The organism is Actinobacillus genomosp. 2 (assembly GCF_029773605.1).
In the GTDB taxonomy this organism is placed as follows: domain Bacteria; phylum Pseudomonadota; class Gammaproteobacteria; order Enterobacterales; family Pasteurellaceae; genus Actinobacillus.
The window spans coordinates 1609190-1631575 of sequence record NZ_CP103807.1; the positions used below are offsets into that span (position 1 = coordinate 1609190).

Annotated in this window: 13 protein-coding genes, 7 tRNA genes, 4 rRNA genes and 1 pseudogene; 20 read left to right on the forward strand and 5 right to left on the reverse strand. The window is 41.4% G+C overall.

The window, feature by feature from the left end; all coding sequences use genetic code 11:
* The first annotated feature begins 20 nt into the window (after positions 1–20).
* The 4 genes from wecC to wzxE are packed head-to-tail and all read left to right on the forward strand — an operon-like array spanning position 21 to position 4299.
* Entirely contained in the window at positions 21–1289 is a 1269-nt protein-coding gene (gene wecC, locus NYR60_RS08060) for a UDP-N-acetyl-D-mannosamine dehydrogenase (RefSeq protein WP_279466608.1), read from the forward strand.
* Positions 1286–1912 (forward strand): dTDP-4-amino-4,6-dideoxy-D-galactose acyltransferase, encoded by a 627-nt coding sequence (gene rffC, locus NYR60_RS08065; protein WP_347710225.1) that lies wholly within the window; start codon positions 1286–1288, stop codon positions 1910–1912. Before wecC ends, rffC begins: the two co-directional genes overlap by 4 nt.
* 3 nt (positions 1913–1915) lie before the next feature.
* On the forward strand, positions 1916–3052 hold the full coding sequence (gene rffA, locus NYR60_RS08070; RefSeq protein ID WP_279466612.1) for a dTDP-4-amino-4,6-dideoxygalactose transaminase: 1137 nt from the start codon (positions 1916–1918) through the stop codon (positions 3050–3052).
* Entirely contained in the window at positions 3049–4299 is a 1251-nt protein-coding gene (gene wzxE / locus NYR60_RS08075; RefSeq protein ID WP_279466614.1) for a lipid III flippase WzxE, read from the forward strand. The genes rffA and wzxE overlap by 4 nt, the downstream gene beginning before the upstream one ends.
* Before the next feature lie 40 nt (positions 4300–4339).
* On the opposite strand, the gene hcr is transcribed toward wzxE, so the two are convergent.
* Together hcr and hcp are read right to left on the reverse strand one after the other, a co-directional pair.
* Complete coding sequence (hcr, locus tag NYR60_RS08080; RefSeq protein WP_279466616.1) at positions 4340–5359, reverse strand: NADH oxidoreductase; 1020 nt, start codon at positions 5357–5359, stop codon at positions 4340–4342.
* A 147-nt stretch (positions 5360–5506) separates the two neighbouring features.
* Positions 5507–7173 (reverse strand): annotated as a pseudogene (gene hcp / locus NYR60_RS08085) (hydroxylamine reductase).
* Between the two features lie 279 nt (positions 7174–7452).
* Between hcp and NYR60_RS08090 the strand changes: the two are divergent.
* From NYR60_RS08090 to NYR60_RS08165, 16 genes are all read left to right on the forward strand, one after another.
* Positions 7453–8523 carry a TDP-N-acetylfucosamine:lipid II N-acetylfucosaminyltransferase gene (locus tag NYR60_RS08090; RefSeq protein WP_279466617.1) on the forward strand — a complete coding sequence of 357 codons (1071 nt, stop codon included), beginning with the start codon at positions 7453–7455 and terminating at the stop codon, positions 8521–8523.
* Positions 8516–9850 (forward strand): ECA oligosaccharide polymerase, encoded by a 1335-nt coding sequence (gene wzyE, locus NYR60_RS08095; protein WP_279466620.1) that lies wholly within the window; start codon positions 8516–8518, stop codon positions 9848–9850. Before NYR60_RS08090 ends, wzyE begins: the two co-directional genes overlap by 8 nt.
* Entirely contained in the window at positions 9834–10559 is a 726-nt protein-coding gene (wecG, locus tag NYR60_RS08100) for a lipopolysaccharide N-acetylmannosaminouronosyltransferase (RefSeq protein ID WP_279466621.1), read from the forward strand. Before wzyE ends, wecG begins: the two co-directional genes overlap by 17 nt.
* 159 nt (positions 10560–10718) lie before the next feature.
* Positions 10719–10795: transfer RNA gene (locus NYR60_RS08105), tRNA-Arg, on the forward strand.
* 30 nt (positions 10796–10825) lie between these two features.
* A tRNA-His gene (locus NYR60_RS08110) sits at positions 10826–10901 on the forward strand.
* A gap of 28 nt (positions 10902–10929) precedes the next feature.
* Positions 10930–11006: transfer RNA gene (locus NYR60_RS08115), tRNA-Pro, on the forward strand.
* Between the two features lie 198 nt (positions 11007–11204).
* A 16S ribosomal RNA gene (locus tag NYR60_RS08120) occupies positions 11205–12743 on the forward strand.
* Positions 12744–12826: 83 nt separating this feature from the next.
* Positions 12827–12903 (forward strand) — tRNA-Ile (locus NYR60_RS08125).
* A gap of 51 nt (positions 12904–12954) precedes the next feature.
* Positions 12955–13030 (forward strand) — tRNA-Ala (locus tag NYR60_RS08130).
* Positions 13031–13284: 254 nt separating this feature from the next.
* Positions 13285–16185: ribosomal RNA gene (locus NYR60_RS08135) — 23S ribosomal RNA — on the forward strand.
* Between the two features lie 112 nt (positions 16186–16297).
* Positions 16298–16413, forward strand: a 5S ribosomal RNA gene (gene rrf, locus NYR60_RS08140).
* A gap of 55 nt (positions 16414–16468) precedes the next feature.
* Positions 16469–16584, forward strand: a 5S ribosomal RNA gene (gene rrf, locus NYR60_RS08145).
* The 16S, 23S and 5S rRNA genes sit together here with 7 tRNA genes alongside, the layout of an rRNA operon.
* A gap of 12 nt (positions 16585–16596) precedes the next feature.
* Positions 16597–16673: transfer RNA gene (locus tag NYR60_RS08150), tRNA-Asp, on the forward strand.
* A 51-nt stretch (positions 16674–16724) separates the two neighbouring features.
* A tRNA-Trp gene (locus NYR60_RS08155) sits at positions 16725–16800 on the forward strand.
* Between the two features lie 117 nt (positions 16801–16917).
* Positions 16918–17811: a site-specific tyrosine recombinase XerD gene (gene xerD / locus NYR60_RS08160; RefSeq protein WP_279466622.1), complete on the forward strand. Its 894-nt coding sequence runs from the start codon at positions 16918–16920 to the stop codon at positions 17809–17811.
* 1 nt (position 17812) lies between these two features.
* A complete protein-coding gene (locus tag NYR60_RS08165; RefSeq protein ID WP_279466624.1) occupies positions 17813–18103 on the forward strand; it encodes a DUF5389 family protein in 291 nt (96 codons plus the stop codon).
* 27 nt (positions 18104–18130) lie between these two features.
* Here NYR60_RS08165 and tilS read toward each other — a convergent pair whose 3' ends face one another.
* From tilS to NYR60_RS08180, 3 genes are all read right to left on the reverse strand, one after another.
* Positions 18131–19405, reverse strand: coding sequence for a tRNA lysidine(34) synthetase TilS (gene tilS / locus NYR60_RS08170; RefSeq protein ID WP_279466625.1), 1275 nt, complete (start codon positions 19403–19405; stop codon positions 18131–18133).
* Positions 19406–19547: 142 nt separating this feature from the next.
* The gene (gene xylE / locus NYR60_RS08175) at positions 19548–20990 is read right to left on the reverse strand and encodes a D-xylose transporter XylE (protein WP_279466628.1); all 1443 of its coding nucleotides are present in this window, start codon (positions 20988–20990) and stop codon (positions 19548–19550) included.
* 266 nt (positions 20991–21256) lie between these two features.
* Complete coding sequence (locus tag NYR60_RS08180; protein ID WP_279466630.1) at positions 21257–22384, reverse strand: sugar ABC transporter permease; 1128 nt, start codon at positions 22382–22384, stop codon at positions 21257–21259.
* Positions 22385–22386: the final 2 nt, after the last annotated feature.

The following is a 22386-nucleotide window of genomic DNA, read 5'->3' on the forward strand; positions in this document are numbered from 1 at the left end:
AAGAAAGAGATTGAATAACAATGAAAATGTTTGAACGCATCACGGTGGTTGGTTTGGGCTATATCGGTTTGCCGACCGCTATCGCCTTTACTCGTTCTGCGAGACGAGTATGCGGTGTAGATATTAATCCTGATGTGGTAGCAAGTGTTAATCAAGGGAAAGATCATTTTATCGAGCCTGAACTGGATACAGCCGTTAAACAAGCGGTAGAAAATGGATTACTTTTTGCATCGCAAACGCCTGAAGCTGCTGATGCGTTTATCATTGCGGTTCCGACCCCTTTTACAGACAATCATCAGCCGGATCTTCAATATATTGAGCAAGCGGTACAAGCGATAGCTCCTTATTTAGTCAAAGGAAATTTGATTGTATTGGAATCGACTTCCCCGGTCGGGACGACAGAAAAATTGGCTGAATGGTTGCAAAAACTGCGTCCTGATCTGCATTTTCCGACTCAAGATGAAAACAATACTGATATTTATATTGCTTATTGTCCGGAACGAGTGCTTCCGGGCAGAGTGATGATTGAATTATTTGAAAATGATCGGGTTATTGGCGGACTTACTGCGGAATCAACCCGACAAGCGGTCGATTTATATCGAATTTTTGTCAAAGGCGAGTGTATTGCTACTGATGCTTGTACGGCAGAAATGTGTAAGCTGACCGAGAACAGTTTTCGTGACGTAAATCTTGCTTTTGCCAACGAATTATCAATGATTTGCGATAAACTTAATATAAATGTATGGGAACTGATCCGATTGGCAAATCGTCATCCACGTGTAAATATTCTGCAACCGGGAGCGGGTGTCGGCGGACATTGTATTGCGGTCGATCCGTGGTTTATTGTGGCACAAACACCAGAACAAGCCCGTTTAATTCGTACCGCACGAGAAGTAAATGACAGTAAGCCGCAATGGGTAATAGAGAAAGTCAAACAGGCGTTAGCTGATTGTGTAAATCGTAAAAATTGTTCACCGAGTGAAGTGACGATTGCCTGTTTAGGTTTGGCATTTAAAGCAGATATTGATGATTTAAGAGGCAGTCCGGCATTGGAAATTACCCAATATCTTGCCGATTGGCATTTAGGGACGGTGCTGGCGGTGGAACCGCATATTCGGGAATTGCCCCCATCTTTGATGGGAAAAGTTGAGCTAGTCAATTTTGAGCAGGCTAATTTACGGGCAGATATTTTGGTTTTGTTGGTTGATCATTCGCTTTTTAAGAACGTATCACCCGACCCTATTACTGTTCCGTGGGTAATTGATACAAAGGGGATATGGCTAAAATGAAGCAGCAACATTTTCCGGATCCGTGGTTGTCAGATTTTTTCAGTCGTCCGATCATACAAGCGAAAGTCGTTGCTCAGGATTACGCACAAATTCAACAGTTACAAACTCAAGGTTTTCAATTTGTAGAAGGCGAAATTGAGTTTTGCTTTGATCTTGCAGAATATCAAGAAAAAACCACCGCTTGCCAAGTAGCAACGGCTGAAAATATTGCTGAATTAGAAGCCCTATTCGGACAAGCTTTCCCGACAAGTCGCTTTCGAGAGCCTTGGTTTTCAGTAGCGGAAAATCAATGTTTTTACCGTACTTGGATTGCCCGTGCGGTACGAGGAGAATTTGATCAACTTTGTTTGGTATTAAAAACGGCAAGCGGTCAAATTCAAGGTGGAATTAGCTTACGTTTATCAGAAAATCAGTCTCGAGTCGGTTTATTAGCGGTATCGCCTACCTGTCAACGCCAAGGTGTTGCGGCTGTATTGTTACAAGCAGCACAAAATTGGGCGAAACAGCAAGGATCGGACGTTTTGTTAGTTACGACCCAAATCAGTAATTTGCCTGCGATCAATCTCTATTTAAAGCAAGGGGCGAGAATGTTAACAACGACTTATTGGTTTTATCGGAAATAATGTATGCAGATTCCTTTTAATAAACCGCCGATTGTCGGAACGGAGCTTGGTTATATGCAACAGGCGATGGCAAGCGGCAAATTATCCGGTGATGGTATTTATAGTCAGCGTTGCGAACAATGGCTAGAAAGTCATTTTGGTTCAGCAAAAGCATTGCTTACGCCGTCTTGTACCGCTGCATTGGAAATGGTGGCGATATTAATCGATATTCAAGTCGGCGATGAAGTGATTATGCCAAGTTATACCTTCGTGTCGACAGCTAATGCTTTTGTGTTGCGTGGTGCAAAAATTATATTTGTCGATATTCGCCCTGATACGATGAATATCGATGAAACGAAAATTGAGGCGGCAATTACAGCAAAAACTAAAGCGATTGTGCCGGTACATTACGCAGGTATCGCCTGTGAAATGGATACAATTATGGCGATTGCCGAAAAGTATCGATTGTATGTGATTGAAGATGCGGCACAAGCGGTAATGTCTTTTTATAAAGGCAAAGCATTAGGCACTATCGGGCATTTCGGTTGTTATAGTTTTCATGAAACCAAGAATTATAGTGCCGGTGGAGAAGGCGGAGCTTTATTGATTAATGATGATCGATTTATTGCTCGTGCAGAAGTGATTCGAGAGAAAGGCACAGATCGTAGCCAATTCTTTCGTGGTGAAACAGATAAATATACTTGGCGAGATCTTGGATCTAGTTTTTTAATGTCGGAATTACAAGCTGCTTATTTATATGCTCAACTGGAAGCTGCTCAACAGATTAAACAGACTCGTTTAGCTATGTGGCAACGCTATTTTGAAGTCTTACGTCCGTTTGCCGAACAAGGTCGTATTAGTTTGCCAACTTGTCTGCCTGAATGTGAACAAAACGGACATCTGTTTTATCTGAAATGGCAGGATATGAGTGAACGCAATGCGTTTATCGACTGGTTAAAGCAAAACGGAATTTTGGCGGTCTTTCATTATGTGCCATTACATAGTAGCCCTGCCGGTCAGCGGTTCGGTACTTTTATTGGTCAGGATTGTTTTACTACTGCAGAAAGTGAGCGTTTGGTTCGCTTGCCGCTGTTCTACAATTTGCAACTACAAGAGTTAGATAGAATTATTCAGGTGATATTGGAATTTCTTACGCAATGAAATCACTGAGCAAAACGGCTGTTTGGACAGCAAGCTCTACGGCTTTTAAAATTGGTATTAGCTTAATACTGGTGAAGCTATTTGCCTTGCAATTCGGGCTAGAAGGATTGGGGCAAGCAGCAAATTTTATGACGCTAATTACCGTACTAGGCGTTTTTGCCGGAGGAGGAATTTTTAACGGCGTAACGAAATATGTAGCGGAATTGGAACATAGCCCAGAGCAATTAGATACGTTTTTAGTAACGTCAAACCGTATTGTTGTGCTGTTCTCTGCAGTGCTAGCGGTCATTTTTGTACTATTTTCTGCAAAAATTAGCGAATGGATTTTTTATTCTGAAGATTATCAGATTGTGATTGTGGTTACCGCCTTTATTCAGTTCGCTATTGCTAATAGTAATTATCTGTTAGCCGTTTTAAAAGGTTATCGACAGGTTAAAGCAAATGCGATAAGCCTGATTATCGGTGCTTTTCTTAGTACGATTTTCTTTTTAGCTTTACTCTATTGCTTCGGGTATTTCGGTGCGTTAATCGGAATTGCTTGTATGTCGGTATTTAGTTTTCTGCCGGCAAGTTATTTCTTAAAGCAAAGAGGATATCAATTTCGACTTTGGCAACAAGGGCGTTTTTCTTGGCAATATGCACGCACTTTATCTAAATTTAGTGCTATGGTTTTGATTACGGTAATAACATTGCCGATAATCTATATTGTATTGCGAGATCTATTAGCCGAATCTCATTCATTGGAACAAGTTGGGTTATGGCAGGGCGTAAGTAAAATTTCCGATGCTTATTTACAGCTGATCACGGCGGTATTTTCCGTTTATTTATTGCCTGTTTTTGCCAAATTAGCCCAAAAAGATGAAATAAAACGTGAAGTCGTGAAAGCGGTTAAATTTGTCGGAATTTTTGTGATTAGCACAAGTCTATGCGTGTTTGTACTAAAGCGTGAAATCATTCTGACCTTATATTCCGAGCAATTTTTGCCAATGGAATCATTGTTTATTTGGCAGCTGATCGGTGATATGTTTAAAGTGGTTGCTTATGTATTCGGTTATTTGGTGGTTGCCAAGGCATCGTTAAAACTCTATATCTTGGCGGAAGTTTGTCAGTTAACCTTATTGTTAATGATCGGACAATGGTTGATTCCGTTAAATGGTGCGGAAGGGGCGGTACAAACCTATTTATTAACTTATTTTTGCTATTTCTTTATCTGCTTATTGGCGTTTCATCGCTATCTAAAAAATTAAAACCTCAAAGATGCTCTTTGAGGTTTTTTGTTAATAAAACTTATAAAGAAACCGATACATTTTCTTTAACACGGCAGCTACACGCCAGCACATAGCCTTGTGCAATTTCTTCTTCAGTTAAGTCGCCGGTGTGTACTACTTCATATTCACCGCCGGTGACTTTGGTTTTACATAAACCGCATAAACCAGTACGACAACCTGAAACGACCGGTTGTTCTTGTGCTTCTAAGGCAGCTAATAGGGTCATACCGACCGGTACTTCTGCCTTAATTTGTTTTGCACCGTTGATTGTAAGAGTGGTTTTCTTATCCGAACTGATTTCACCGGCTAAAGCGGTATTAAAGAATGCTTCGGTAAAGAAACGATCTTCGCTCACGCCTAATTCGGTTACGATATCTTTTAATGCCGCCATATAGGCTTCAGGGCCGCAGGTCATCACAGTGTAATCGCTCACATTTGGTACGGCATTTTTGATAATTTCTGCCGAAATTCGACCGCTTGCAAAGCCTTCGGTTGCCCCGACTGAAGCGTTGATCACTAAGTTGAGTTTTGGATATTTCGCTTTTAATTCTGCCCATTCCGCTTTGAAAATCACATCTTCTGGCGAATGTACCGAATGGATAACGGTTAAGTTCACTTCTGGGCGATTCGCTAATAACCAACGAGCCATCGACATAATCGGGGTAACACCGCTGCCTGCACCGACTAATAAGTAATTAGTCGCTAACACCTGTTGGCAAGAAAATTCGCCCATTGGGTTAGAGAACCAAACTTGGTCTCCGACTTTCACCTCACTGTTGAGCCAAGTCGAACCGACACCGCCCTCAATTTCACGCACGGTAATTGACACGAAACGGCTTTCGCCCGGAGTGGAAGAAAGTGAGTAAGCACGGGTAATATGCGGTGTGTTTTTAATGCTGACTAACGCATATTGCCCCGCTTGGTACGGGTAGAAATCCTGTGCGATAAAGTTAATTGTTTTTACCTTTGGCGCTTCTTGTACGATTGAATAAACCTGTAATTCATTAATACATAAAGGGTTTTTATTGGTATTTGCCATTTTGTTATTCCTTTCGATATGTGTAGGGACGCAATGCTTGCGTCCGTGAACACACGTAGTGTGTCCCTACATTTAATAAGCGGCCAAAATTGCTGAGAAATTTGCAAAAATTTTGCGAAATTAGACCGCTCTTTTTTAATTAGCTGATTATTTATTGATGATATGACCGAAATCTTGCTCTGGAGTGGTTAAACCGCTTAAACCGAATTTTTCGTGTAATAAATTCATCACATTGTCATTCAAGAATGCCGGTTTGCTCGGGCCTGAATAAACATTTTTCACGCCAAGTGCTAACAGCGTTAATAACACGATAATAGCTTTTTGTTCGAACCAAGAAAGCACAATCGAAAGTGGCAATTCATTTAAACCGATACCTAATTTTTGTGAAAGCGTAACTGCTAACATAATCGCTGAATAGGTGTCGTTACATTGACCGGCGTCTAATAAGCGAGGCAAGCCGTCGTCACCCATATCACTAACAGTACCGAAATCTAATTTGTTAAAACGGTATTTACCGCAACCGAGCGTAAGCACCGCAGTATCTTTTGGTAATGCGTAAGCTAAATCGGTGTAATAGTGGCGTTCTTCTTTATCGCCGTCACAACCGCCGATCACAAATACGTGGCTTAATTTGCCCGCTTTGACTAAATCAATTACCGCATCAGATGCGTCAATTAAGGTTTTACGGCCAAAGCCTACTGTGATGTAGTGTTCTAATTCGGTGTATGGGAAGCCATCACATTCCAACGCTTTTTCGATAACCGGTGCAAAGTTATGTTTTTCTAAATGCACCACGCCCGGCCAACCCACGATGTTACAAGTGAAGATACGATCAGCATAATCGCCCACATTTGGATCGATTAAACAGTTTGATGTCATCACGATCGCCCCCGGAAGCGTGCAAATTCTTTTTGTTGATTCTGCCAGCCTGAACCGTAGTTACCGACTAAATGTTTGTATTTTTTCAGTTCCGGATAGCCGTGTGCTGGTAGCATTTCACCGTGGGTGTAAACATTAATGCCTTTGCCTTCGGTTTGTTCTAATAATTCTTTTAAGTCTTTTAAATCGTGACCTGAAATTAGGATACATTTGCCTTTCACCGGACGGATATTAACCGTTGCCGGCACAGGATTACCGAAGGTTTCGGTTTCGCCGGCATCTAACATTGCCATCACTTTAAAGTTCATTGCACCGATAGCGAGCGATTTTTCGAGTAATTCGTTTAAATCGCTTGGTTTTGTACCTAACCAAGCCATAAAGCCGTGGTATTCCACATATAAATCGTTATCGAATTTGCCTAACACATAAGCGTGTTCTAAATAAGCCGCCGCACCTTTTAAGCCGTAAAGGGCTAATAAACGCACGCCGTGAACTTCTTCACCGATTTCCGCACGATCAGTATCTAATGCAAATTCTTTGGCTTGTTCGGCAAGTTGATCAATTGAAATGCCTTTGAGTTCAATATGTGCTAACGGATGGTTAATCGTTGGGTTCGGCTCAATTTCGCTGACCGCTTTGATTAATTCGTTACGGTAAATCATCGCTTGTTGTGCATAGCCAACGATACGATTTGAATCGAAGTTAACGTTGGTTAGGGTGGCAAAGAACGCACGAGGGGCGAAGTTGTCCGCATCGTGGTTGATAATACCGTGTTCACGTGCTTTTAACGCCCACGCAGACAGGCTGTGTAAGCAGGCAATTAATAAGTCTTGTAAATCTGAGGTTTCCGCCGTTTTACCGCACATACCTTGACCGAAACTACAACCATTTCCCACCAGGGTTACCATCGTTTGTTCACATTGAACGCAGTACATAAAATCACTCCAATTTAAATAAGAAAAATAAGTAACCTACTAAAATAGTAGGAATTAATGCACACAATCATAGCGATAACAAAAAGGCAGAAAAAGCAAAAAATCTTGGAAAATAAAAGGAATTTGATCTAGTCGAAATTCTCTACTTAGAACAGGGTATAGGTTATTTTTATTGAAAATTATTCCTAATTTTGTTGGTAAAGTTTTATGGTTTTTTGGCCGCTTGTAAGCGATTTTTCGCTTATAATCGCTAGCCTTAATCCAATTTTAGAAAATATTATGCGTCCTATTTATCATATTCTTGGCTCTGATATACCGCACCATAATCAAACGGTACTAAATTTCTTTCGTGATCAGTTACTACCTCAATTAACTAGACAACAACACTACTTTTATGTTGTGGGACAAGAGGAGTTAGGTTCGCAATATCCACAACTGAATTTACGATTTTTCTCTTCTCGTCAATCAATCGCCAAAGAAACTATAAAAACTGCCAAGCAAGCTCCAACAGCCAAGTTTGTATTACACGGTCAGTATAATATTTGGCTATGGCTTGCGATTTTGTGTGGAAATTTACCCGCTTATCGTTGTGTTTGGCATATTTGGGGAGCAGACCTCTATGAGGAGGCAAGCGCTTGGAAATTTAAATTTTTTTACCGTATTCGCCGTTTAGCACAGCAAAAGTTACCAGTTTTATGGGCAACGCATGGCGATCTTATGTTTGCTAAACAACACTTAAAACGAGAGAATGTTCAAGATCGAGTTGTCTATTTCCCAACAAAAATGGATCTGCAACCTCTGATTCAAACAACGGACCAAACAAAGCCTTTTACAGTTTTGCTCGGTAATTCGGGAGATCCCTCTAATCGCCATTTGGCGGCATTAGTACAGTTAAGAAAAACGATGAGTGATAATATTCGTATTCTAATTCCTATGGGCTATCCTAAGAGTAATCATCACTATATTGAACAAGTACAGCGGCAAGCGAAGGAATTATTTCCTCACAGTACCATTGAGGTGATGAGAGAGAAATTGAATTTTGCACAGTATCAACAGCGATTAGCGGAATGTGATCTCGGCTATTTTTATTTCCAACGCCAACAAGCTATCGGCACAATTTGTTTATTACTCCAACAAAATATTCCACTCGTGTTAACAAAAGAGAATCCGTTTTGTATAGATATGCAAAATGAACAAATTCCGTTTTTGTATAGTGATGAATTAACTGTGGCTAAAGTTCGACAAGTCAGGAAACAACTTCAAGATTATGATAAAAGTCACATTCGTTTTTTTGCACCTCATTATAATGAACAATGGCTGACTTTATTAACGGAACTCAGTAATGATTGAATACACTTTATTAACCGGCTTTTATTTGATTTCGGTATTGCTAATATCAACGCATATTTATATCGTATACCGACAGCAGGCTTTTTCTTTTCATTTCCTATTTAGCCTAATTTATCTTGTTATCTTTTATTTAGGCTTCCCGTTATCAATGGTAATGACATTCAGTTTTGAGAGCCAGATCGTTCATCCGAAGATATTGTTTCTTACGCTTTTTACCGTTTTTGTCGGTTATCTTATCTATTGGTTCAGTTACCATTTTTTTGCAAGAACAATCAGCACTCAAAAGCAACAAGCGGTAGAAAATATCGCAAATTTTGCAAAATTAGAAGCAAAAGTAACCGCTTATTTATTATGTATCGTAGCATTGGGGAGTATCGCTTGGTTTGTTTCGGCTAACGGCTTACTGCTTTTTGAATTGGAAAAATACAGCCAGATTTTCTCAGCAAGGCTTCAGCATTTATGGCTGAAACGTTTCTTTTATTTTTTTCTACCGGCGTTATTAATTCTCTTTTTCCTATACCAAAGCAAAAAAATGTGGGGTGTGTTTTTAATATTAGGGATTGCAATTGGTGGCTTGAACTATATTGCGGTTGGCGGCACTCGGGCAAATTTAGCGATGGCGGTACTAGTATTTTTTCTGTTAGGGCTTTATAAAAATTATATCTCTTTCAAAACATTACTGATTGCCGGTATCGGTATGATCGGTGCCATGTTTTTATTGGCATTAGCACGTTATGGATTAAAAGTAAGTGGTTCGGAAGCATTATTTACTTTTTTGTATCTGACGAGAGATACTTTTTCACCATGGGAAAATCTCACTAAGATATTGAGTTATCCGATTGAATACCAAGAACTCATGCCGATTATTCGCGATTTCTACATCTATATCCCAAATGAACTATGGCAAGCTAAACCTACTTATATCGTGAATACGGCAAACTATTTCACTAAAGAGATTTTAGCAAATTTCTCAGGGTTAGCGATTTCCCCGACTTTATTGGGATCTTTCTATATTATGGGTGGATTTCCGATGATAATAGTGGGTATGATATTTGTTGGTTGGATAGTTCAGTGTTTTGATCGTTTATTTACTTACGGAAAATATCATCAAATGACAAGTATCTCTGCTATCATTCAAACCTATTGTATAGCGAATATATTTAACTTAATCGTTTTAGCGAGAGAAGGTGTGGATGCTTTCATTTCCCGTTGGCTATTTTTTAGTATCGTTTTTTTAGCGTGTTGGAGTTTAGCAAAACTTATCACAATTAGCTTAGAACCTATATTGCTGACAAACAAGGTTGATAATCATGATAGAAACGGTTGAAATTCGTGGACTTAAAATTCTCACGGCAAGAAATAAAGCCGAACTTGTCGATTTTCTGATGAATGAACAGCAGATAAAAACCGGTAAATTAATTGCAATGAATGCTGAAAAGCTTGTGATGAGTGAAAAAAAGCCTGAAATTCGTCAACTACTCAAACAAGCTGAGTATAAATATGCAGATGGCATCAGTATGGTTCGCTCGGTAAAACGAAAATATCCGCATATTAAACAAATGGAACGGATTGCCGGTGTGGATTTATGGGAAGCATTAATGCACAAAGCGGGTGAATTAGGTACGCCAGTATTCTTAATTGGCAGCACAGCGGATACACTTGCAAAAGTTCAGCAAAAATTGACCGCTTGGAATGTCAATATTGTTGGATTACAAGACGGATATTTTGATAATAAAGAACAACAATTCATTATCGAGCGTATAAAACGAAGTGGTGCAAAATTAGTAACAGTTGCAATGGGATCACCGAAACAGGAACAGTTTATCGTAAATATGGAACGAGAGTATCCTAATTGCTTATATATGGGCGTAGGCGGAACTTATGATGTTTTTACCAGTAAAGTCAAACGGGCTCCGAAAATTTGGCAAGATCTTGGTTTAGAATGGCTATATCGCTTATTGAGCCAACCAACACGTTGGCGGAGGCAAGTTAATTTATTATGTTTTATGTATTACTATTGCATAAAACAGCTTTAAAAATCATCAATTATGATAATTATTATTCATTTTGAATAAATTAAAGACAAACAAATGATTTTTTTAAACTTTTTTGAAAAAAGTGCTAGACAACAAAAACGGAAATCTATAATATACGCCTCCGTTGCGACGCACTAAACAAAACGATGAAAATCGTAAGCGTTCGTAGCTCAGTTGGATAGAGCGTTGGCCTCCGGAGCCAAAGGTCGCAAGTTCGAATCTTGTCGAGCGCGCCAGTGGTCAAAAGCAATATTCAATCGGCAATGGTGGCTATAGCTCAGTTGGTAGAGCCCCGGATTGTGATTCCGGTTGTCGTGAGTTCGAGTCTCATTAGCCACCCCATTTAAAATATACTCTTATGAGTAACTGACGGCGAGTAGCGCAGCTTGGTAGCGCAACTGGTTTGGGACCAGTGGGTCGTAGGTTCAAATCCTATCTCGCCGACCACTTTATTTTTTGTTCTTTAACAATATATCAGACAATCTGTGTGGGCACTTGTTGATTGACTTGATTTTAAAAATATTATTTAAAACTTGAAGTCTTAATAGGTGCTTAAACTAGAAATTCATATTTATCTTTTACTTAACTTAGTTAGGTAAGAGAAGTGAACTTAGCTAAGCAGTTTATTGAGCGATTAAACTTTTTGAATTGAAGAGTTTGATCATGGCTCAGATTGAACGCTGGCGGCAGGCTTAACACATGCAAGTCGAACGGTAACAGGGATTAGCTTGCTAATTTGCTGACGAGTGGCGGACGGGTGAGTAATGCTTGGGAATCTGGCTTATGGAGGGGGATAACTACGGGAAACTGTAGCTAATACCGCGTAATATCTTTGGATTAAAGTGTGGGACCGCAAGGCCACATGCCATGAGATGAGCCCAAGTGGGATTAGGTAGTTGGTGGGGTAAAGGCCTACCAAGCCGACGATCTCTAGCTGGTCTGAGAGGATGACCAGCCACACTGGAACTGAGACACGGTCCAGACTCCTACGGGAGGCAGCAGTGGGGAATATTGCACAATGGGGGGAACCCTGATGCAGCCATGCCGCGTGAATGAAGAAGGCCTTCGGGTTGTAAAGTTCTTTCGGTAGCGAGGAAGGTGGTAATGTTAATAGCATTATCAATTGACGTTAACTACAGAAGAAGCACCGGCTAACTCCGTGCCAGCAGCCGCGGTAATACGGAGGGTGCGAGCGTTAATCGGAATAACTGGGCGTAAAGGGCACGCAGGCGGTTGATTAAGTGAGATGTGAAAGCCCCGGCTTAACCTGGGAATTGCATTTCATACTGGTCAACTAGAGTACTTTAGGGAGGGGTAGAATTCCACGTGTAGCGGTGAAATGCGTAGAGATGTGGAGGAATACCGAAGGCGAAGGCAGCCCCTTGGGAATGTACTGACGCTCATGTGCGAAAGCGTGGGGAGCAAACAGGATTAGATACCCTGGTAGTCCACGCTGTAAACGCTGTCGATTTGGGGATTGGACTATAAGTTTGGTGCCCGAAGCTAACGTGATAAATCGACCGCCTGGGGAGTACGGCCGCAAGGTTAAAACTCAAATGAATTGACGGGGGCCCGCACAAGCGGTGGAGCATGTGGTTTAATTCGATGCAACGCGAAGAACCTTACCTACTCTTGACATCCAGAGAATCCTGTAGAGATACGGGAGTGCCTTCGGGAGCTCTGAGACAGGTGCTGCATGGCTGTCGTCAGCTCGTGTTGTGAAATGTTGGGTTAAGTCCCGCAACGAGCGCAACCCTTATCCTTTGTTGCCAGCGGTTCGGCCGGGAACTCAAAGGAGACTGCCAGTGATAAACTGGAGGAAGGTGGGGATGACGTCAAGTCATCATGGCCCTTACGAGTAGGGCTACACACGTGCTACAATGGCGTATACAGAGGGAAGCAATATGGCGACATGGAGCAAATCTCACAAAGTACGTCTAAGTCCGGATTGGAGTCTGCAACTCGACTCCATGAAGTCGGAATCGCTAGTAATCGCAAATCAGAATGTTGCGGTGAATACGTTCCCGGGCCTTGTACACACCGCCCGTCACACCATGGGAGTGGGTTGTACCAGAAGTAGATAGCTTAACCGCAAGGGGGGCGTTTACCACGGTATGATTCATGACTGGGGTGAAGTCGTAACAAGGTAACCGTAGGGGAACCTGCGGTTGGATCACCTCCTTACCAAGAATTGAGCGACTGCAAGTGTTCACACAGATTGTTTGATAGAAGAGAAGACAAAAACGGGTATAATCCGGCATCCTTTTGGGTCTGTAGCTCAGGTGGTTAGAGCGCACCCCTGATAAGGGTGAGGTCGGTGGTTCAAGTCCACTCAGACCCACCACTCTAAATGAGTGAAAGCTAAAAGGTATGATTATATCAAGTTGTGATGTATGGGGATATAGCTCAGCTGGGAGAGCGCCTGCCTTGCACGCAGGAGGTCAGCGGTTCGATCCCGCTTATCTCCACCAATCATCATTACTAAGCATATAAGCAAAACTTAATAAAAGTTAATTGTTTGTATATTTAGTAATGATGATAAGTCAAATTATTGTCTTAAATTGTTCTTTAAAAAATTGGAAACAAGCTGAAAAACTGAGAGATTTTCGAAAGAAAGTCTGAGTAGTTAAAAAATCTTGACTGAACAAAAGCAGTCAAGTGTTTAGTTGAATAAAATACGCATTGAATGAATTTAAATAAGTTTTGAAAACATTTGAGGTTGTATAGTTAAGTGACTAAGCGTACACGGTGGATGCCTTGGCAATCAGAGGCGAAGAAGGACGTGCTAATCTGCGAAAAGCTTGGATGAGTTGATAAGAAGCGTTTAATCCAAGATATCCGAATGGGGAAACCCAGTAGATGAAGAATCTACTATTATTAAGTGAATACATAGCTTAATAAGGCAAACCGGGAGAACTGAAACATCTAAGTACCCCGAGGAAAAGAAATCAACCGAGATTCTGTGAGTAGCGGCGAGCGAAAGCGGAGGAGCCTTCAAACGATAGCAATCAATTCAGAAGAATGAGCTGGGAAGCTCAACGACACAGGGTGATAGTCCCGTATTCGAAGAATAGGTTGTGGTACTAAGTTTGAGATAAGTAGGGCGGGACACGAGAAATCCTGTTTGAAGATGGGGGGACCATCCTCCAAGGCTAAATACTCCTGATTGACCGATAGTGAACCAGTACTGTGAAGGAAAGGCGAAAAGAACCCCAGTGAGGGGAGTGAAATAGAACCTGAAACCGTGTACGTACAAGCAGTGGGAGCCTCTTTATGGGGTGACTGCGTACCTTTTGTATAATGGGTCAGCGACTTATATTTTGTAGCGAGGTTAACTGAATAAGGGAGCCGAAGGGAAACCGAGTCTTAACTGGGCGTTTAGTTGCAAGGTATAGACCCGAAACCCGGTGATCTAGCCATGGGCAGGTTGAAGATTGGGTAACACTAATTGGAGGACCGAACCGACTAATGTTGAAAAATTAGCGGATGACTTGTGGCTGGGGGTGAAAGGCCAATCAAACCGGGAGATAGCTGGTTCTCCCCGAAATCTATTTAGGTAGAGCCTTGAGCGGACACCTTCGGGGGTAGAGCACTGTTTCGGCTAGGGGGTCCATCCCGGATTACCAACCCGATGCAAACTGCGAATACCGAAGAGTGATACTCAGGAGACACACGGTGGGTGCTAACGTCCATCGTGGAGAGGGAAACAACCCAGACCGCCAGCTAAGGTCCCAAAGTACTAGTTAAGTGGGAAACGAAGTGGGAAGGCTTAGACAGCTAGGATGTTGGCTTAGAAGCAGCCATCATTTAAAGAAAGCGTAATAGCTCACTAGTCGAGTCGGCCTGCGCGGAAGATGTAACGGGGCTAAAACTAGTCACCGAAGCTGCGGCATCAATGGAAACATTGTTGGGTAGGGGAGCGTTCTGTAAGCGGATGAAGCTGAATTGAGAAGTTTGGTGGACGTATCAGAAGTGCGAATGCTGACATAAGTAACGATAAAACGAGTGAAAAACTCGTTCGCCGGAAGACCAAGGGTTCCTGTCCAACGTTAATCGGGGCAGGGTGAGTCGGCCCCTAAGGCGAGGCTGAAAAGCGTAGTCGATGGGAAACGGGTTAATATTCCCGTACTTGGTATAATTGCGATGTGGGGACGGAGAAGGTTAGGTAATCAGACTGTTGGATGTCTGTTTAAGCCGGTAGGTGGGAATTTTAGGCAAATCCGGAATTCTGTTAACACCGAGAAGTGATGACGAGTCTCTACGGAGATGAAGTTACCGATACCACGCTTCCAGGAAAAGCCACTAAGCTTCAGGTTATACTAAACCGTACTATAAACCGACACAGGTGGTCAGGTAGAGAATACTCAGGCGCTTGAGAGAACTCGGGTGAAGGAACTAGGCAAAATAGCACCGTAACTTCGGGAGAAGGTGCGCCGGCGTAGATTGTAAGCGTTTACCGCTGAAGGTTGAACCGGTCGAAGATACCAGCTGGCTGCAACTGTTTATTAAAAACACAGCACTCTGCAAACACGAAAGTGGACGTATAGGGTGTGATGCCTGCCCGGTGCTGGAAGGTTAATTGATGGTGTTATCGAAAGAGAAGCTCCTGATCGAAGCCCCAGTAAACGGCGGCCGTAACTATAACGGTCCTAAGGTAGCGAAATTCCTTGTCGGGTAAGTTCCGACCTGCACGAATGGCATAATGATGGCCAGGCTGTCTCCACCCGAGACTCAGTGAAATTGAAATCGCCGTGAAGATGCGGTGTACCCGCGGCTAGACGGAAAGACCCCGTGAACCTTTACTATAGCTTGACACTGAACATTGAATTTTGATGTGTAGGATAGGTGGGAGCCTTTGAAGCAGTCACGCCAGTGATTGTGGAGGCGTCCTTGAAATACCACCCTTTAACGTTTGATGTTCTAACGAAGATTGCGGAACGCGGTCTCGGACAGTGTCTGGTGGGTAGTTTGACTGGGGCGGTCTCCTCCCAAAGAGTAACGGAGGAGCACGAAGGTTTGCTAATCACGGTCGGACATCGTGAGGTTAGTGCAATGGTATAAGCAAGCTTAACTGCGAGACAGACAAGTCGAGCAGGTGCGAAAGCAGGTCATAGTGATCCGGTGGTTCTGAATGGAAGGGCCATCGCTCAACGGATAAAAGGTACTCCGGGGATAACAGGCTGATACCGCCCAAGAGTTCATATCGACGGCGGTGTTTGGCACCTCGATGTCGGCTCATCACATCCTGGGGCTGAAGTAGGTCCCAAGGGTATGGCTGTTCGCCATTTAAAGTGGTACGCGAGCTGGGTTTAGAACGTCGTGAGACAGTTCGGTCCCTATCTGCCGTGGGCGTTGGAGAATTGAGAGGGGGCTGCTCCTAGTACGAGAGGACCGGAGTGGACGCATCACTGGTGTTCCAGTTGTCTCGCCAGAGGCACTGCTGGGTAGCTACATGCGGAAGAGATAAGTGCTGAAAGCATCTAAGCACGAAACTTGCCTTAAGATGAGTTCTCCCAGTCTATAAGACTGTAAGGGTTGTTGGAGACTACGACGTAGATAGGTGTGGTGTGTAAGCGTAGTGATACGTTGAGCTAACACATACTAATTGCCCGAGAGGCTTAACTATACAACGCTCAAGTGTTTTTGGGCGTAGAGCGAAGTGAAAAGCTAGAAAAGACTAAAAACTAAAGAAGATGAAAAAATCAGTAAACAGCTTGTTTCGAATTTAAACCAAATTTCCCGACGACAATAGTGCGGTTGTCCCACCTGAATCCATTCCGAACTCAGAAGTGAAAAGCCGTTACGTCGATGGTAGTGTGGGGTTTCCCCATGTGAGAGTAGAGCATCGTCGGGTTTTATTACCTTAGTTTATTTTATTAAGTGAGTTAAGTTAATAAGCACAGAATTTGATTAACAGCAATAGTGCCGTGGCTCTACCTGAATCCATTCCGAACTCAGAAGTAAAACGCGGTAACGCCGATGGTAGTGTGGGGTTTCCCCATGTGAGAGTAGGGCACTGTTAATCTACTAAATTTGCGGAGCGGTAGTTCAGCTGGTTAGAATACCTGCCTGTCACGCAGGGGGTCGCGGGTTCGAGTCCCGTCCGTTCCGCCACTTATCTGAAAAGCGAGTTAGTTACTCGCTTTATCTGTATATATTACCAATAGGGGCGTAGTTCAATTGGTAGAGCACCGGTCTCCAAAACCGGGTGTTGGGAGTTCGAGCCTCTCCGCCCCTGCCATATTTAAGAAGCCGATTAGTTTACACTAATCGGCTTTTTGCATATTTAGGTTTTCTTTAAATTTAAACCAATGCTTTCTGTTAAAATAAGAAAATATTTTTATATGCTAGTCGTCTTATGAAAAAGTTAGATCCCATTATTGAACAGTTTTTAGATAGTTTATGGCAAGAACATGGATTATCTGAAAATACGTCAGCTTCATATCGTTTAGATTTAGAACGTTTCTCTGAATGGTTGCCTACACCTAAAGCATTTTTGACTCTAGATCATTTTGATTTACAAGCTTTTCTTGGGGAAAGATTAGAGCAAGGTTATAAAGCAACAAGTTCAGCACGTATGTTAAGTTGTTTGCGTAAATTTTTCCGTTTTTTATATACAGAGAATTATCGTCAAGATGATCCTACAGTCACTTTAACTTCTCCTCGTAAGCCGGCACATTTACCTAAATCTTTAAGTGAAGAACAGGTGATGGACTTGTTAGATTGTCCGAATACTTTAGACCCTATTGAATTACGCGATAAGGCTATGTTGGAATTGTTATATGCAACAGGTTTGCGGGTGACTGAACTTGTTTCTCTCAGTATAGATAATTTGAGTTTACGTCAAGGCGTTGTTCGTATTGTAGGGAAAGGGGATAAAGAACGATTAGTACCGATAGGTGAAGAAGCGAGTTATTGGATTCAAGAGTTTTTTCAGCATGGGCGAGCAATATTACTGAATAACCTGCAATCGGATATCGTCTTTCCGAGTCGTAGAGGGCAGCAAATGACACGCCAAACATTTTGGCATAGAATAAAGCATTACGCTGTATTAGCCGGAATTGATAGTGAAAAACTTTCGCCACACGTTTTACGCCACGCTTTTGCGACGCATTTAGTGAACCATGGTGCAGATTTAAGAGTCGTACAAATGTTGTTAGGACATAGCGACCTCTCTACCACACAAATTTATACTCATGTTGCTAAAGCACGTTTAAAATCATTACATCAACAATTTCATCCTCGAGGATAATATGCAGAAATCATCATCTAAATTCAATTGGGCATTAGCCTTCTTTTGCTTACCTGCTGCCTTATGGCCGCTTGCATTGCTGATTTCACCAAAATTTTCCAGTTTAGCGTTAAGTCCTACACAGATTAATTGGTTTTCGACCGCTTTTTGGATTTATCCATTCGTATTATTTGTGATAGCGTTAGTTTTATATAAATTACACCAATCAAAAAAAGCGTTAGCTCGAGGTTTATTGCTACTTTCTCTGATCATATTTTATGCTTTACTTGGCTATATTATTCAAACGTTATAATCTAAAAACCTGCGAGAGCAGGTTTTTTTAATTGCATAGAAAAACTAACTGATCGCCCCAAAAGATAAGAGGTGTTTGTTTTCGTAACCAAACGGGTACTTGTGCTTGTTGGTAGAGCTTTTTCATTTCTTCTCGCATTGGTTTGCCATACGGTTGCACTTTTCCCTGATGTGCTAACTTTACTTGAAACGAGGAATTAACCAATTCCTTTGGTAGTAACAAGCGATCTAGTTTGTCTGATTTTTTGTAAATAATTTGGTCGCCTAAATGTTGTAACTCGCCAATTTCATACGGTAGTTTCAACGTTTGATGTGTTAATAATGGCTGACAGAAATCATCTAATGCCAATAATTCGCCGGTTAAATACAGGTGATTTTGATAACGGCGTAACCAATAATTTGCTAGTTTAATTTGTGGATTTTTATCTGCATTTGCAAATATCATTTGATTAATCACTTGATCCAACTGTGCGGAACTTGGCATCTGCACGCCACATTTGTCTAGCCATAAACGAATCAGTTGTTGTTGTTTTGCCAAAGAAAATTGTGGGAAATCTGCAATATTTAACCGTTTTTGTAGAAAGTTTGCATAACGGTTCAATTCTTGAGAAAGTAATTCTTCTAATAAGGCTTGCTGTTCTGCACAATGCTGTGCGGAACGTGCCACCATTTGATTGAAATGTTGCCAACGTTGGTTCAGCACAGGCAGTACTTCGTTGCGTAAAAAGTTACGATCATAATGATTATCCTGATTACTTTCATCTTCAATCCAAGTTAATTTTTGTTGATCCGCATATTGCTTAATTTGCGTCTTATCTACGCAGAGAAGCGGTCTGAAAATAGTAAAATTTTGCCAAAATCCGACCGCTTGCATAGCGGATAACCCTTTGATTCCGCTACCGCGTTTTAAGGCAAGTAAAAATGTTTCAGCTTGATCATCAAGATGGTGAGCGGTTACAAAGACCTCATTAGGTTGAATAATTTCGCTGATTGCCTGATAACGAGCAATTCTTGCACCGGCTTCGATACCTTCGCTACTGTCTACCGAAACTTTTTGCAAAATAAACGGAATGTTTAACTGCTTGCAAAACTGCTCACAGAAAACCGCCCAACTATCGGCATTCAGACTTAGGCCGTGATGAATATGTACTGCTCTGATATTTATGCCCAATTTTTCTGAAATGTGCATCACAGAATGTAATAACACTACCGAATCAATGCCACCACTTAATCCAATTAAAAAATGAGATTGGTTCGGAACATAGATATTAAATTGGTGAGTAAGTAAATCGATAGAATACATAAAATGATGTAGATTAGACTGAACATAAAAAGATTCTACGCTTTTTGGGTCAAGAAACCAAATAGGAAGTTTGTGATACTAGGTAAGATAAAAGGCGGTTAATTCAAATAAGATTTAACCGCCACTATATCGATTTAAGGAACTAATTTTTCTTCCAAAGTAATTCTAATTCTTCCAAGGTTTTTCCTTTTGTTTCTGGCACAAATTTCCACATAAATAATGCTGCTAGCACACTCATTACACCATAGACCCAATAAGCAAAGCCATGATTAAAATGTTCGACTAAGTAAGAACTTTTATCCATCATTGGGAAGGTCCAAGAAACGATGTAATTGGCAATCCATTGTGTTGCAACGGCAATTGCAAGTGCTTGGCTACGAATTGCATTTGGGAAAATTTCAGCGAGAAGTACCCAACATACCGGTCCCCAAGATACCGCGAAGGAAGCAACATAAAATAACATACCGGTTAGTGCAACTCCACCGGAAAGATTAGCGTAGAATGCCGTACCTAATACAAGCATACCGATAGCCATACCTAATGCACCAATAATTTGTAATGGTTTGCGTCCATATTTATCTACGGTAAAAATTGCAATTAAAGTACAGGAAAGATTGATAGCACCCATTAAAATGGTTTGTAGTAAAGCATTATCCGTGCTTGAACCAAGCGATTTAAAAATTTCTGGAGCATAGTAAAGTGCAACATTAATACCTACGAATTGCTGGAATACGGAGAGTAAAATACCAATCACTATTACACCGATACCGAATGAAAGTAGTGGTGTGCTTTTAACAACTCTATGTTCTAAAGAGGCTAGAATATTTTGTAATTCTTTTTTGCCGGATTGTTCGCCTAATAATTTTAATAATGTAATCTCAGCTTGTGAGAATTTGTTTTGTAACACTAGCCAGCGAGGGCTTTCCGGTACAAAGAAGAGAAGAATTAAAAATAATCCTGCCGGTACAACTTCAGAGAGGAACATATAACGCCAGCCAACTGTATCCAACCAAGCATGATCTCCACTTAATGCAATAAAATAATTCACGAAATAGACGACTAATTGTCCAGCAATAATCGCAAATTGGTTAAATGACACCATTTTTCCTCGGATATGAGCTGGTGCAATCTCAGCGATATACATAGGTGAAACCATTGAGGCGATACCTACACCGATACCACCAATAATGCGGTAGATAACAAATTCTGTGAGGAAGTTACTTAAATAAGTTGGTATGTCTGTTTCATCAATATCTCGTAAGCCAAATTCCGGATATGCGGATCCTAACGCTGAGATTAAAAAGAGAATAGCCGCAATAAGTAATGCTTTTTTACGACCGAATTTACTACTTAAGTAACCACCGCAAGCACCGCCGATGATACAACCGATTAATGCACTGGCAACGCAGAAGCCTAAGAGTGAATTTGCTGAAATTTCAGGTAGACCTTTTGGCTGAATAAATACAGTATCTAATGACGCTACCGTACCTGAAATAACGGCGGTATCATAACCAAATAATAAGCCGCCTAAAGTTGCTATTAATGTAATCCCCATCACATACATATTGGTTTTTGGTGTGGACATTGTGAATCTCCTTAAATAGATTATGTCGCTATATATTTATCTATTTTTCACATTCTTTATTCTTATCTCAATTTCTAAAAATGTTTTTGATATTACGTTTTTTCATTTTTGTGATCTGAGTTACAAAACATTAAATAATAAGGAAATCAATAGGATATAAAAAAGCATATCTTGTTTAAAAGATATGCTTTTGAAAAGTGTTTATCAATAGCGGTCATATTTCTGCAAATTTTTGCAAGAATTTGACCGATTGTTGTGTAACTAAATTAGGCTTTTTTCTTACTCATACTATCTGCCCAAACCGCAAGTAATAAGATTGCACCTTTTACAATGTATTGCCAGAAAGTTGGAACGTCTAACATACTCATACCGTTGTCGAGTAAAGCGATAATGAAAGCACCGATCACCACACCATAGATAGAGCCGATACCTCCGGCTAAACTTGCTCCGCCGATAACACAAGCAGCAATCGCATCAAGTTCAGCATTTTGTCCGGCTGACGGTGCACCAGCACCTAAGCGAGAACTTAAAATCAAACCGGCGATACCGACTAATAAACCGTTGATTGCAAAGATCATCAATTTCACTTTTTCTACCGCAATCCCTGATAAACGAGCGGCATCAATATTGCCACCGATTGCGTAGATATGACGACCCAATGCGGTTTTGCGTGCGATAAATGTACCGGCAATGGTAAGTAAAGCGAGTAATAAAACTGGGAATGGTACGCCACGGTAGTCGTTAAGTAGATAAATTGCACCAAGTACCACGATTGCTACCAAACCGTATTTCATGGTTTCTTTACTCATAGTTGGCACATTGAGATTTAAATTTTGGCGTGCTTTACGTTGGTAACTGCCCCAAGCAATGAATAACAACATACCGAGTGTGCCTAAAATCATTCCCACTGTATCAGAAAGATAACCTTGACCAATGACAGTCATATCTTGGCTGATTGGGGAAACGGTTGTACCGTTGGTTAAGCCGATGAGTACGCCACGGAAAGCAAGCATACCGGCGAGGGTGACAATGAAAGACGGTACTTTTTGATAAGCAACCCACCAGCCGTTCCAAGCACCTAATAATAAACCGAGTGCAAGGGTAACAATGATTGTGACGGAAAGCGGCCAACCCCACCACACATTCGTGATAGCTGCAAAACCACCGAGTAAGCCCATCATTGAACCGACTGATAAATCAATTTCTGCCGAGATAATCACAAACACCATACCGATAGCAAGGATCCCGGTAATGGATGTTTGTCGTAGTAAGTTAGAAATATTTCTCGCACTGACATAAGCCCCGTCGGTAGCAATGGAAAAGAATGCCATAATCACGATAATGGCAATCAACATAATATACACTTGTAAATTAATTGATTTTAATTTGTTCATAG